Origin of the sequence: Ottowia caeni, assembly GCF_050821495.1 — a bacterium.
GTDB classification, from domain to species: domain Bacteria; phylum Pseudomonadota; class Gammaproteobacteria; order Burkholderiales; family Burkholderiaceae_C; genus Ottowia; species Ottowia caeni.
In genome coordinates this window covers 1,820,639-1,833,833 of sequence record NZ_CP151080.1, presented here as the reverse complement: position 1 = coordinate 1,833,833, position 13,195 = coordinate 1,820,639, and the positions used below count along the sequence as shown (strand labels likewise).

Annotated in this window: 8 protein-coding genes, 2 tRNA genes, 2 pseudogenes and 1 riboswitch; of the genes and pseudogenes, 5 read left to right on the top strand and 7 right to left on the bottom strand. The window is 58.5% G+C overall.

Features of this window, described 5'->3' with window-relative positions; genetic code table 11:
• Positions 1-14 precede the first annotated feature (14 nt).
• From xrtH to AAAK34_RS08830, 6 genes and pseudogenes are all read right to left on the bottom strand, one after another.
• Positions 15-527, bottom strand: a complete 513-nt coding sequence (gene xrtH / locus AAAK34_RS08855) for an exosortase H (protein WP_231695079.1) — start codon at positions 525-527, stop codon at positions 15-17.
• 152 nt (positions 528-679) lie between these two features.
• Positions 680-1,997: pseudogene (locus AAAK34_RS08850) on the bottom strand (3-deoxy-D-manno-octulosonic acid transferase).
• A 20-nt stretch (positions 1,998-2,017) separates the two neighbouring features.
• Positions 2,018-3,406: a phosphomannomutase/phosphoglucomutase gene (locus AAAK34_RS08845; RefSeq protein WP_231695081.1), complete on the bottom strand. Its 1,389-nt coding sequence runs from the start codon at positions 3,404-3,406 to the stop codon at positions 2,018-2,020.
• Positions 3,407-3,435: 29 nt separating this feature from the next.
• Positions 3,436-4,083: a riboflavin synthase gene (locus AAAK34_RS08840; protein ID WP_231695082.1), complete on the bottom strand. Its 648-nt coding sequence runs from the start codon at positions 4,081-4,083 to the stop codon at positions 3,436-3,438.
• A 49-nt stretch (positions 4,084-4,132) separates the two neighbouring features.
• Positions 4,133-7,168 (bottom strand): diguanylate cyclase, encoded by a 3,036-nt coding sequence (locus AAAK34_RS08835; RefSeq protein WP_231695083.1) that lies wholly within the window; start codon positions 7,166-7,168, stop codon positions 4,133-4,135.
• Positions 7,169-7,548: 380 nt separating this feature from the next.
• Positions 7,549-7,625: transfer RNA gene (locus tag AAAK34_RS08830), tRNA-Arg, on the bottom strand.
• A 202-nt stretch (positions 7,626-7,827) separates the two neighbouring features.
• Positions 7,828-7,929, top strand: a riboswitch (SAM-I-IV-variant riboswitch).
• Positions 7,930-8,358: 429 nt separating this feature from the next.
• Between AAAK34_RS08830 and AAAK34_RS08825 the strand changes: the two genes are divergently transcribed.
• From AAAK34_RS08825 to AAAK34_RS08815, 3 genes are read left to right on the top strand one after another with little or no spacing between them, the layout of a single operon-like run.
• Positions 8,359-8,487, top strand: coding sequence for a hypothetical protein (locus tag AAAK34_RS08825; protein WP_431777941.1), 129 nt, complete (start codon positions 8,359-8,361; stop codon positions 8,485-8,487).
• 29 nt (positions 8,488-8,516) lie between these two features.
• Positions 8,517-8,795, top strand: coding sequence for a BrnT family toxin (locus AAAK34_RS08820; RefSeq protein ID WP_231695085.1), 279 nt, complete (start codon positions 8,517-8,519; stop codon positions 8,793-8,795).
• Entirely contained in the window at positions 8,782-9,063 is a 282-nt protein-coding gene (locus AAAK34_RS08815; protein ID WP_231695086.1) for a BrnA antitoxin family protein, read from the top strand. The genes AAAK34_RS08820 and AAAK34_RS08815 overlap by 14 nt, the downstream gene beginning before the upstream one ends.
• Before the next feature lie 159 nt (positions 9,064-9,222).
• On the opposite strand, the gene AAAK34_RS08810 is transcribed toward AAAK34_RS08815, so the two are convergent.
• Positions 9,223-9,299 (bottom strand) — tRNA-Ile (locus AAAK34_RS08810).
• A gap of 253 nt (positions 9,300-9,552) precedes the next feature.
• On the opposite strand from AAAK34_RS08810, the pseudogene AAAK34_RS08805 reads away from it, so the two are divergent.
• Positions 9,553-11,168: pseudogene (locus tag AAAK34_RS08805) on the top strand (acyl-CoA carboxylase subunit beta).
• Positions 11,169-11,201: 33 nt separating this feature from the next.
• Positions 11,202-13,190, top strand: a complete 1,989-nt coding sequence (locus AAAK34_RS08800; protein WP_231695088.1) for an acetyl/propionyl/methylcrotonyl-CoA carboxylase subunit alpha — start codon at positions 11,202-11,204, stop codon at positions 13,188-13,190.
• Positions 13,191-13,195: the final 5 nt, after the last annotated feature.

The window sequence follows — 13,195 nt, the reverse complement described above, 5'->3', positions numbered from 1 at the left end:
ATCCGGATCTAGGATTACGCCGCTGCCGCGTTAGCCGCGGCAGGTCGATCGCGACGAGCGACCACACGCATCCAGAGCAACCACACGATCAGGACATCAAGCATGATCAGGGCCTGCCACATGTACAGATGGGCGAACTCGAAAACCTGAAAATTCCATTGCCCCAGAAAGAAGAGGCTCACCACGCGCAGCAGATTGACAAATTGCACCGCAATAAAGCCTAGCCCAATACCCCAGGCCTTCATCTTCCAGCTGGAAGGAAAAGCCAGCATGGCAGCCACCAGCACGATGGTCGCCTCCACCCCATTGCAGCCGGGCTCAATCGAAACGCCAAAGCCCGTTTGCGCGCTCTGCAACACGCGGCCATAGGAAATGACCGATGGGTCGAACATGTGAACCATTACCGCGCTGGCCTTTGCCACCAGACCAGTCCACGGGTCAACCACCGCCTGCTGCACAGGCTGCAGCATCTCTACGCCGAAAAGCGTCGCTTGAATGGCGAGAAATATCAGAAAAAAACGGAGCACGGCAGCCTTCTAATCTGGTTGGAACGCAATCCAGCGCGCCGCGCCGGAGAAATGGAAATGAAAACGCAATCCGCAACGCAATTGCGCAAACAACCCGATATTAAATCCCTTGGGCTGCTTTTTTGCAGATGGAAACAATCTAAGGGTAACCCCTACGCAGCAGCATCAGTACATGGAACCGTGAAAAATCGTTCCTGAATCAGAGCCAAAGCGGCATCAGCTGTGCGCCTGGCAGCACCGCGATGCGCATTTGCAAAGCCCAGCGCCGACTGTTTCATGGCAGCCTGCACATCTCGGTCGTGTACAAGCTTGCAGGAATCAGTGAAACCTGCAGCAAGATCGGGCACGCGCCGCGCGGCGCCGGCGCTTTCCGCCAGACGAGCGGCCTCCGCAAAGTTGAAGGTATGCGGCCCCATGAGCACCGGGCAGCCGCAGGCAGCCGCCTCAATGAGATTCTGCCCTCCCAAGGGCGCAAAGCTACCCCCCAGCAGAGCTGCGTCGGCCGATCCATAGTAGGCCACCATCTCGCCCAGGCTGTCGCCCAGCCAAACATCCGCAGGCGCGGGAGAAGCTTCCCCCAGGTGGAACGACGGCTGACGCTCAGGCCGTGGCTTTCGATCAGCCCAGCCACCTCATCAAAACGCTGCGGATGGCGTGGAACAATGAGCCATTGAACGCCTGCCGATTCAGGGGGCGCAAAGGGCGCGCCTGTACCCTTGAGGCACCTAAGAAACTCAGCCTCTTCCCCTTCGCGCGAGCTGGCAAACATGACGACCGGCCGTGCGCTTGCCGCGCGCCACGCACGCCCACGCGCCATCTGAGCAGGGTCGAGTTGCACATCAAACTTCAAGTTGCCCAGCACACTCACCTGCCGCACGCCAATGGCCCGCAGGCGCGCGGCATCGTCCTCGGTCTGAGCCCACGCAACGGTTAGCGCACCGTAAGCCGGTCGCATCAATTGTCCCCCGCGTTCCGCTGCGCGGAGCGATTTCTCTGAGAGCCTGGCATTGGCGAGTGCCAACGGGATACCCCGCCCAGCACTCTCCAAAGGAGGTTCGGCCAGATCTCAGTTTCCATCAGAATACCGAGGTCGGGCCGAAAGCGATCAAGAAACCGGCGCACTGCCCCAAGGGTGTCCCACGGCTGCCAAACCTGCACATCACCGGGCTGCAGCAGTTTCTCCCCCTCAGCCCGTCCGGTTGCCGTGCCATGCGTCAGCAGCAAACGCAGGCCAGGCTCTCGCTCACGCAGCGCCGCCAGCAAAATGGCCGCAGCTCGCGTTTCGCCAAGAGAAACCGCGTGAATCCATACCCACGGTCCCGGGCCGCGTGGCTGAGCCACCTCGTAACTGCCAAAGCGCTCTTCTATCAGCCTCCCATAACCGGGTTCTGCCAAGGCGCGACGAGCAAGCTTGCGGCGCAGCAGCGGCTGAGCGAGCCAAGCGGCGAAGTTGTAAGCGAGGCGGAGCATGGAACCAGCAGACCAGCCGCCTAATGCGCAGACGCACCTACCTGCGCCCCAGGCTTCACACGCTGTAGCAAGGCCAGCATTTCGCCCTCGATCCGCTTCAACGCCTCAGGCGTGTGCCCTTCGAAGCGGAGCACCAGCATAGGCGTGGTATTGCTTGCCCGAATCAAGCCAAAGCCATCGGGCCAATCGACGCGCAGGCCGTCGATGGTATTGACAACAGCGGGCTCAGCGAAAGCACCTGCGGCCAACCCCTGCAACTCAGCCGCCAGCCGATGCGGCTCACCCTCCTCGCAAGCCACATTCAACTCTGGCGTGGAAAAACTGGTCGGAAGTCCATTCAACAGCGCGCTCGGGTCTGCATGACGGCTGAGAATTTCAAGTAAGCGGCCGCCAGCATAGGTTCCATCGTCAAAGCCGTACCACCGTTCCTTGAAGAAAATATGGCCGCTCATCTCGCCGCCCAGCGGAGCGTCCACCTCCTTCATCTTGGCCTTGATGAGCGAGTGGCCTGTGCGGAACATCAGAGGCGTGCCTCCGGCAGCGGCAATGGCCGGCGCCAAACGCTGTGTGCATTTCACGTCGAACAACACGGTACCCCCAGGCACCCGCGAAAGCACGTCTTGTGCAAACAGCATCATCTGCCGGTCGGGGTAAATGTTTTGCCCATCTTTGGTCACGATGCCCAACCGATCACCGTCTCCGTCAAACGCCAGCCCTAGTTCTGCATCAGAGGTTTTCAGAGCCTCAATCACATCGCGCAGATTGTCCGGCTTGCTCGGATCTGGGTGGTGATTGGGAAAGCTGCCATCCACCTCGCAGAACAGTTCGATCACCTCGCAGCCTATGGCGCGCAGTATGGCGGGAGCCGTGGCGCCGGCCACGCCGTTGCCCGCATCCACAACGATTTTCATTGGCCGAGCAAGACGAATGTCGCCCACGATCCGCGCCTGGTACGCAGGCAGCACGTCGTGCGTGCGCGCACTGCCGCCCGCGCTAAGCTTCCAGCTTTCCTCTTCCATCATCCGGCGCAGGGCTTGAATATCTTCCCCGTAGATCGCTCGGCCGGCCAGCACCATCTTGAAGCCGTTGTCGTCGCGCGGGTTGTGGCTCCCGGTTACCTGAATTCCGCTGGTACAAAGTGTGTTGGCTGCAAAATAAAGCATGGGCGTGGTCGCCATGCCGATGTCGATCACCTGCACGCCCGCAGCCACCAGCCCACGAATCAGAGCAGCAGACAAAGCCGGCCCTGAAAGACGCCCATCGCGGCCCACCGCCACCGTGGTCTCGCCCAGCGCCATGGCCTGCGTGCCAAAAGCACGACCAAGCGCTTCAGCGACAGGTTCGTTCAGCGTGGTCGGCGTGGTACCACGGATATCGTAGGCCTTGAATACGGAGGGCTGCAATTGCATATATGAATGCCACGGAGGCTTGGGTATTGTTATCTGGAGATTGTAGGCATCGCCCCCCGAGCTTCCACGGACAGCATTCTTTCGACGTAACGTGCAATCAGATCAATCTCCAGGTTGACCTTCACCCCTGGCGCGAGCGCATGCAGCGCCGTGTTCTGCACCGTGTGGGGGATCAGGTTGATGCTGATCACGCAGCCTTGCGCCACATCTTCCACCTGATTGACCGTCAGGCTCACTCCGTTGACGGTAATGGAGCCTTTGTAGGCCAGATACTTGGCCAGCGCACCAGGCGCCAGCACACGCAGCAGCCAGCTTTCACCCACTGCTTCAAACTGTTCTACCGTGCCGATGCCATCGACATGACCCGAAACGATGTGACCGCCCAATCTGTCGTTCGCGCGCAGCGCTTTCTCCAGATTGACCGGGCCAGTCCGATCAAGACCGCTTGTGCGCGCCAGCGACTCTGCAGATATGTCAATTGCAAACCTGCATGTAACGGTATCAATGGCAGTTGCCGTCATGCAGGCGCCATTAATGGCGATGCTGTCGCCCAACCCCACATCATCCAGGTAGCCCGGTGGGGCCTCCACGGTCAATTGCTTGCCATGCGCGCTGCTTTCACCCAAATCCCGCACCTCGGAGATGTGGCCGACGGCAGTAATGATGCCTGTGAACATATGAACACCCTAAACACTAAAAGTCTTGAAATTGTGCACCTTTACCCATTCAAGATGCTCCCTGGAACGGCACGTCAGCCATGAACGCACGGACACCGTTTCGTCCCGTTTGCTTCACGTGATAAAGCGCATCGTCCGCCTGTTGCAGTGCAATCTCTGGCGGTGTGTCGGTGTTCAAAACCGACACACCGATACTGATGGTGATCTGTATCCGATGCTCATCTGCTTTAATAACGGCACTCTCGATTCTCTTGCGAATGCGCTCTGCAATTTCCAAGCCTATGGCCAAGTTGGTGTGGGGCAACAAGACGGCAAACTCTTCACCGCCAAGGCGACCAGGTACATCCGTGGCCCGCACGGTTTCGCGCATTATCTGCGCTACATGCTGCAGTGCGACATCTCCAACGGCATGCCCATAACTATCGTTCACTCTCTTGAAGAAATCGATATCCAGCATCATGACGACGCTCGGCGGTCGGTGATTGAATGCGGTCTGCCGGTGTGCATGCTGCAAGCTTTGCGTGAAGCTGCGTCTGTTTGGCAAACCGGTCAGCACATCAGTGGAGGCCAGGCGAGTAAGTTCCAGCTCGCGCTGTTTACGGTCGGTAATATCACGTAACAGCCACAAGAATCCAATGCACTTATCGTCTTGCTGTATCTCCACGTGCTCAATTTCCAGGTAAATGCCTTGGGGCGTCGCCACTTCGTGGATTTTCCGGCTTTCGCCGGATCGGCCAGGCTGCGCTGAGCGCAGCCAGCCTGAAATCGTTGGGCCTAGCAACTCCCTCATCCGGAGATCGTCCAGCCCAATTATTTGCCTGACTTCTATATCCAGACCCAGCAAACGACCCCATGCCTCGTTCACAAAGGCGACGGAATCGCGATCGTCTTCAATCAAAACGCCACCAGGAAAGTTCTGAATCAGGGCTGACAAACGGGTGGTTTCTATCGTCAGCGCTTCCATGGCATCGTGACGGTCGGTGACATCGGTCCATGTCCAGATGATGTTGCTGTCAGGGTCTTCAGGGTCCTGCAACACGCCTTGCACATCAAACCAGCGGAGCCTTCCATCTGCAGCTTTGAGGAGGTGCTCCGTACTCACAAAACCTTTTGTGCGGACCGTGTTGTAAAGCAATCCAAACCGCTCCCAGCTCGCATCATCAGCATGCACTTGCCTGACATCCATGCTGGAATAACTCTGACCAGGCTTCAGGAACAGCTGGCTGAATTTTGCGTTGGCTTCAACCATCTTCCTGTGCGGGCTTGTTAGCAAGATGGCAGATGAACTTCGGTTCAGGAGTGCGTCTCGCAACTGGGCTTCTGCCACCCTGCGACTGATGTCGGAAATCGTGCCCACGGAACGCAAGGCATAGCCTTGGGGTAATCGTTCAACCACATTGCCGCGAGCTTGCACCCACAACCAATGACCGTCAGCCTTGCGCAGTCGGAACTCGATATCCATCGCGACCACGGTGTCTCCAGAAAAAATACGCCGCGCCTCTTCGCTTTTTTGCGCGTAATCTCCCGGATGCATCATCCCCAACAAAGCTTCCAGTGACAGAACTGAGGGCGCATCATGGTAGCCGAGCATGTCACGAATGGCGCGGTCCCAGTGCGCCTCATGGGTTTGGTGGTTGAACTCCCAAAGCCCATCACGCACTGCACTGAGGGCCGTGCGCAGCCTGGTCTCGCTTTCCTTCAGCGCCACGGCGGTCTGATGACTTCTGGTGACATCCTGCAGCGTGCCTGCACATCTTTTGGTGTGACCGTTGTCATCCAGCTCGACCACGCGGCCATGAACAGCCACTTGTAGCACTCGCCCATCAGTATGCTTCATGCGGTAGTTGCCGGACCAGGCACCTGCCTTACCAGCAATGCAGGAGACGAAATCGTCCGTGAAACGTAGCTTGTCTTCTGGGTGCAACAGATCTTCCCAGTTGCTCATGGTGATTTCGGCCGTCATCGGATTCAGGCCGAGCAGCTTGCAGAACAGAGAGTTCACACCCAGTTTCTGGCGGGCCACCTCGTAGTCCCAGATACCCACGTTTCCACCCTGCGTGGCCAGCTCAAGACTTTCGCGTACCTTTTGTGCAATGGCCTCGCGGCGTGTTCCCCTGGCCCACTGCCAAGCAACGACCAGCGCTGTCAGCAGGAGCACCGCCGACCCACCACCGCTTTGCCAACGACTATCGCGAATGGCCTGTTCTGTGTTGGCCAGCGCGTTCTGGGCTCCCAGGCCTACCAATACCACCAGCGGATACTCGTCTAAACGGCGCCAGCTGTACAGACGATCAGTTTGATCGACATTGGCCCTGACTTCATACTCGCCGTGCTTTTTCTCAGGGAAAAGTATGAAAGGACGACTGGCGGGCAGCTTTGTGCCCAGCACCTCGGACAGATAGTATGAGCGAGCCAGATACACGCCCGACGCATTGACCAGCGAGGCGGCATCGGTAGCGTCCGGAAAAATTGACTTCAGTGTTCCAGACAGGTACTCGGTTGAAACCGAAATGACAATAACCCCGGCGAATCGCCCCTCGTGCCATAGCCCCCTCGCAAACTGAACTGTCCACTGTTGGGAGATGCGCCCCTTCACGGGCTCACTAACGAACAAGATGGAACTTCCGGCTTTTGTGTGCACCTTGAAATGCTCTCGATCCTGGATCGTAACCACAGGCAATGGTCGGAAGTTTGCCTGTTTGCCACTCAGCCGCGAGTACACCACATCGCCTTTGGCATCTACTACAGAAACCGATACGATCCCGCCCCGTGGCAGGGTAGACATGGAAACGCTCACGCCTTCATCAAAGCCTGCCGGATTCTCTTCCAGCCACATGAGCCCCAAATGGCGGGTGTAGTGATCGACCTCTCGGACAGCGGTATTAAGCTGCATGGCCAGCGCATGCGCCGCCTGACTAGCCAAGCGCTGCGCAACAACCCGTGCCTCTACACGCATCTGATCGTGAGAAGCCTGCAGCAACCCCCAGTACACAACCATGCTGGCAACAAGTGCCAGAACAAAAATGCTCGGATTCCGAATATAGGACCACACATGAGGCTGTGTTGGCTCCAAGCGTGACGTCACTGGACGCTCCTTGCGCTACAGTTGCTGAAAAATGAGAAGCTGCGACCTTTCAACGCTACCTCTATTGGCCTTGTGGCAGCATAGCATATGGCTATTGTCAGTAAGCAATTGTTCTTCGTTTAAAAAATAGCGCGTGCAAAGCCCCTCGCGGCACCGCATTGTTCGGCCTCGAAGCGGGTTTTGCAGAGGCTCCCGAGGTCTGGAATAGGAGCATTGAGGCATGTGCAACGAACCGTTGCGGTTCGCTTGCAGCCAGCCCGATCCGTGCCCGCAGGCTAACCAGATTGCAGCAGCAACTGGATTGGAGGGCGCACATCTGATGTTGACGGCACCAAGTAAAAAAGGGTTGCAACAATTAAGTTGCAACCCTTCATACATTTTGGTGCGGCTGGCAGGATTCGAACCCACGACCCCTTGGTTCGTAGCCAAGTACTCTATCCAACTGAGCTACAGCCGCCCTAAGCATTCGAGTATAACACGGAAATTTTGGCAGAATTTGCAGAACTTCATCTGCATTCAAGAAATTTTTTGGCTTCTTGAATGACTGCCTCAACAACCGCCTCACTACCGAAGCGAAGCCGAAAGTATAACCCATCCGAATGACATTTTTCGATATTTTTCGAACAGTCGCACTCAATTTCCCATCATTGGCTATACTGCAATCACATCAAGAACAGGCGTTGCCTGGCCAACCTGCCTCCCCGGGCAAGGTGGTACGCAAGATGCGGATGTGGTCCATGCGGACAACCAAGCGGGCATCAGCCGTCCCCGCGACGGCTTTTTAGTTTCCGTTGCCGCACGGTAACCACAACCCTTTGCTCCTGATTGTGGCCTGACCCACCTGCGGGTCACGGGGGATTTGTTGTCCAGCTTGCCGCCCCGGACTGTCGTCGAACGCGGCTAAATAGGAGCTCCCATGTCATCACTGGCATTGTTTGACGCACTCTTGCGCGTCCGTCTTCGTGCGCCATCAGTCCGGTTTCAACGGACTGCACATCAAGCCGATCCTCGGTCACCTGCATGCCCTCAACTTCGCATACTCACTAAGCCAGCCGAGCCCTCAGCCCAAAGCGAATGGATCGACCCACTATGGTGCCGGTCGTCATCACCGCCTTTCATCGACGGAGGATCGGTATGAAATGGCTGGCCCGATATGCCGCGCACCGCGGTGTCGCACCCACCTGCTGCGCATGCACCATGAGCGCATCGAGGCTTCGATTCTGGAACAGGCCGGGATTTTGTTTGATGCCGATGCCGCGCCCGGTGCGCTGCGCGCGGTGGGTGCCGCTTCAAATAACGCAACCACAAATAATCCTTGAACTTCTAATAAACGTAGCTACACTAATCGATGGATGTGACGTTCGACCCAGCCAAAAACGCCGCTAATGTTGCAAAGCATGGCGTCTCACTGACCGAAGCAGTAGGCTTTGAATGGGAAACCGCCGTAGTGTGGCCGGACACCCGCCGGGACTATGGTGAGGCCCGCATGGTGGCATTGGGATACATCGGCCTACGCATCATGGCGATGGTGTTTGTTGACCGCCCGCCAGAGAAGCCGACCGAGCGCCGCATCATCAGTTTGAGAAAGGCCAACAGCCAAGAGGTGAAACGCTATGCCGAAACTTAAAGCCGGAACCATCCTGCCTACACCTGCCGAGGACGCCGCCATTACCGCCGCTGCGCTGGCAGACCCTAACGCCGTGCCGCTCACCGATGCCGAGTGGGAGCAGGTCAAGCCCCTGGCACGCCGTGGCCGCCCGCTGGGCAGTGGCACCAAAGCCCAGGTCACATTGCGCCTGGACGTGGAGGTGCTGGAGAAATTCAAGGCATCGGGTGATGGCTGGCAAACCCGCATCAATGAAGCCCTGAGAAACTGGGTCCGGACGCACGCCTGAATGAACCCGCCAGCCTTCCCCCAAATGCCCCCGCGGTGGGGCTTTATGAATACTGGTGCTGGCGGCTGCATTCGGCCAAGTTGCTTACAGATTGCGTACAAGCACCCGAAAAAGAAAAACCGTGCTATCTTTTGAATAGCACGGTTTCCTTGTATTGACTGGTAGGGCGTGCAGGGCTCGAACCTGCGACCAAGGGATTATGAGTCCCCTGCTCTAACCAACTGAGCTAACGCCCCTCGAAGCCTTCTATTCTATAGCGTAGCGAGGCTCGGCAAATCAGGCTCGGCAAATCAGGCTCGGCAAATCAGGCTCGGCAAATCAGACTGGGCAAATCATTGCCTGCACTCACGCTCCTTCCGCCTCCTATTGGCTTACCTGGTCGGAGCGTGCAACATGCACATCAGCCACTGCGCGCAAGAACGCTCGCCTCCCCCTGATTTACCCTACGCACCGAGCCAATGAGCGCTTTCGTGCGCAACAATCCAGCCCATGCCTCAGATTGAATCCACCGTCGCCCTCGGCGGAAAGACGTTCGCCGCGAACTGTGAGCATATGCTCGGGCTGCTGAAGCGCGTGCGTGCGTTCGAACAACGCACACGCGACAAATCAGACTCTGCACGCGAGCGCTTTGAAAAACGCCAGCAACTCTTGCCGCGCGAACGCCTGTCGCTGCTGCTTGATCCCGGCGCTCCTTTTCTTGAGATCGCCAAGCTCGCGGGCCTGGGCATGGACTCGCCCGATCTGGACAAAAGCGTGCCTGGGGGCGGTGTCGTTGCAGGCATCGGGTTTGTGAGCGGGGTTCGCTGCATGGTGCTGGCCTCGGATTCGGGCATTGATGCCGGTGCTCTGCAGCCCATGGGGCTTGAAAAGCAGTTGCGCATTCAATCGATCGCCATCGAGAACAAGCTCCCCTACATTCAACTGGTGGAAAGCGCAGGGGCCAACCTGATGCAGTACCGGGTGGAAGACTTTATTCGGGGTGGCGCCCTGTTTCGTAACCTCGCCCGTATGTCCGCCTTGGGGCTGCCGGTCATTACCGTCACGCATGGGTCGTCAACAGCGGGCGGCGCCTACCAGACAGGGCTGTCTGACTACATTATTCTTGTGCGCGGGCGCTCGCGTGCATTCCTGGCAGGCCCTCCCTGCTGAAGGCCGCTACCGGTGAAATCGCAACCGAAGAGGAATTGGGCGGCGCTGTGATGCATTCCACCATCTCTGGCCTGGGCGACTACCTGGCCGAAGATGATCGCGACGGCATTCGCATTGTGCGAGACCTGCTGGCCCGCATCGACTGGCAACCCAGAGCCAGCATGACGCCGCGCACCTTCAAGCCACCGCGCTACGATGCCGAGGAACTGCTGGGCATTATGCCGGCCGACCACAAGCGGCCGGTGGACATGCGGCAGATCATTGCCCGCATTGCGGACGATTCTGATTTCCTAGCTTTCGGCGAAAACTACGGCAGCGCCACGATTTGCGGGCACATCATGCTGGAAGGATGGCCCCTGGGCGTGATCACCAACAACGGCCCTATTGATTCTGCTGGCGCCTCGAAGGCCACTCATTTCATTCAGGCCTGCTGCCAGACCGGCACACCCATTCTTTACCTGAACAACACCACGGGGTTCATGGTGGGGCGCACGCACGAGGAAGAAGGCATCATCAAGCATGGCTCCAAGATGATCCAGGCGGTTACGAACGCCACGGTGCCGCAGATCACGATTTATTGCGGTGCGTCTTACGGCGCGGGAAACTATGCCATGTGCGGTTACGGCTTCCAGCCGCGCTTCTGCTTCAGCTGGCCCAATGCGCGCACCGCCGTCATGGGCGCCGAGCAGGCGGCGCAAACCATGCGCCTAGTTTCAGAAGCAGGCATGCGAAGAAAAGGCGAGGTCGATACTGCCAAGCTGGATGAACTCACCAACCGCATCGTCGACCGATTCGAGAGCCAGACCAGCGTTTTCACGACCAGTGCTCGTCTGCTGGACGATGGTGTGATTGATCCGCGCGACACGCGAGCCGTGCTGACTACCGTCCTGGAGGTTTGTCGTGAGGCACAGGCTCGCGAGCCGCGCCCCATGCAGTTTGCCGTCGCCCGGCCTTGATTCGCCCCCTCGAACACCCTCCCTCGACAGCCCATGGCCCAAGCAACGCCGTTCTCCAAGATTCTGATCGCCAACCGTGGTGAGATTGCCCTGCGAGTCATGCGCTGCGCAAGCCGGCTGGGCTATGCCACGGTGGCGGTGTATTCCGAAGCGGACGCAGCTGCAGCGCACGTTCTGACGGCTGATCAGGCGGTCTGTATCGGCGGGCCACTGCCCTCCGAGTCTTACTTGCGCATACCGGCGTTGATTGAGGCCGCTCGCATGGCGGGCGCCGACGCTGTGCACCCGGGCTATGGCTTTCTGGCAGAAAACGATGCTTTCGCGCAGGCTTGCCGTGAGGCAGGGCTGGTGTTTATTGGGCCGTCGCCAGAGGCGATGCGCGCCATGGGCGACAAGGCCGGTGCCAAGGCGCTGATGATGGAAGCCGGCGTTCCCTGCATTCCAGGCTACCAGGGTGAAGATCAGAGTTTGCAGCGCTTGGCCGAAGAAGCAGATCGCCTGGGCTACCCAGTGATGATCAAGGCCACCGCAGGCGGCGGGGGGCGAGGCATGCGGCTGGTACGCCGTGCTGAGGAGTTTCCGGGCTTATTGAGCAGCGCTCAATCTGAAGCCCTCCATGCCTTTGGCAGCGCTACCGTCTTGCTGGAGCGCGCCATTCTGGAGCCACGGCATGTGGAAATTCAGGTGTTCGCCGATCGCCACGGCCATGCCGTGCATTTGGGCGAGCGCGACTGCTCAGTGCAAAGGCGCCACCAGAAACTGATTGAAGAAGCCCCTTCGCCAGCGGTTTCCTCGGAGCTGCGCGAACGAATGGGCGCCACTGCGGTGAAGGCCATCCAGGCCGTCGGCTACGAAGGCGCAGGCACGCTGGAGTTTCTTCTGGACCAAGACGGTCATTTTTACTTCATGGAAATGAACACCCGCCTGCAAGTGGAGCATCCGGTCACAGAGGCCATTACGGGGCTGGACCTGGTGGAATGGCAATTACGTGTAGCGGCGGGCGAGCCATTGCCACTAGATCAAGCATCCATTCGATTCGAGGGGCACTCGATCGAGGTGAGACTGTGCGCAGAGGACGCTTCAACGGGTTTTATTCCGCAAAGTGGCACGATACGCCGTTGGCAGGCGCCAGAGGATTTACGTGCGGAGCACGCGCTGAATGATGGGTCAGAGATAGCCCCGTACTACGACTCCATGATCGCCAAACTGATCTCACATGGGCGCACCCGCGACGAAGCGCGGCGCAAGTTGCTGCGCGGTTTGCAAGAAACCGTGGCATTGGGTGTTCGCACGAACCAGGAGTTTCTCGTGCGCTGTCTGGCTCACCCGGCGTTCGCAAGCGGCACAACCACCACGGCGTTCATTGACCAGTATGAGGCCGACCTGCTCAGAATCGACTCCTCAGCCTCGGATCGCGCCGGACTGATTGGTGCGTGGCTGCTCCGTGAAACTGCTCGGCAAGACCAGCACGCCCCAGAATCCCGTCGTCTGGCCCACGACCTGCCGTTACGCATGAGTTTCACGCTCGACGACGCCGCGAAAAAAATCAGCATCGTGCAGAAAAGCCCAATGCATTTCACGCTGACTCACGCCAGCGGAGAGAGCATCGACCAAGACGAGCATCAGCTGACCTTGGTAGCACAGGAGCCTCACGCAGCACGGTTCATCCTCGATGGCCTGATGGAAAACGTCAGCTTCGAAAGAGACCTGAACCATCTTTGGCTGCACTATGCCGGACGCCAGTACATCCTGGAGGATCAAACGCACCAGCCCACGGTTCGCCATCAAGACACTTCAACCGATGGACGGATACGCGCCTCCATGAACGGCAGAGTGGTGGCCGTGCTGGCTGCCCCGGGAGACAGCGTCAAAGCCGGGCAGCCTCTACTCGTTCTGGAAGCGATGAAGATGGAGCACGTTCACACAGCGCCCATCAGCGGCCTCCTGCAGTCGCTGCACGCCACCCTGGGCGAACAGGTTCAGGCGCGCCACATTCTGGCTGAGGTTGTGATAGAAGCGTAAAAACA

Coding starts and splice junctions, on each gene's coding strand:
- AAAK34_RS08845 (WP_231695081.1), bottom strand. CDS start 3,406: ATGCAATTGCAGCCCTCCGTATTCAAGGCCTACGATATCCGTGGTACC.
- AAAK34_RS08840 (WP_231695082.1), bottom strand. CDS start 4,083: ATGTTCACAGGCATCATTACTGCCGTCGGCCACATCTCCGAGGTGCGG.
- AAAK34_RS08825 (WP_431777941.1), top strand. CDS start 8,359: ATGCACCATGAGCGCATCGAGGCTTCGATTCTGGAACAGGCCGGGATT.
- AAAK34_RS08820 (WP_231695085.1), top strand. CDS start 8,517: ATGGATGTGACGTTCGACCCAGCCAAAAACGCCGCTAATGTTGCAAAG.
- AAAK34_RS08815 (WP_231695086.1), top strand. CDS start 8,782: ATGCCGAAACTTAAAGCCGGAACCATCCTGCCTACACCTGCCGAGGAC.
- AAAK34_RS08800 (WP_231695088.1), top strand. CDS start 11,202: ATGGCCCAAGCAACGCCGTTCTCCAAGATTCTGATCGCCAACCGTGGT.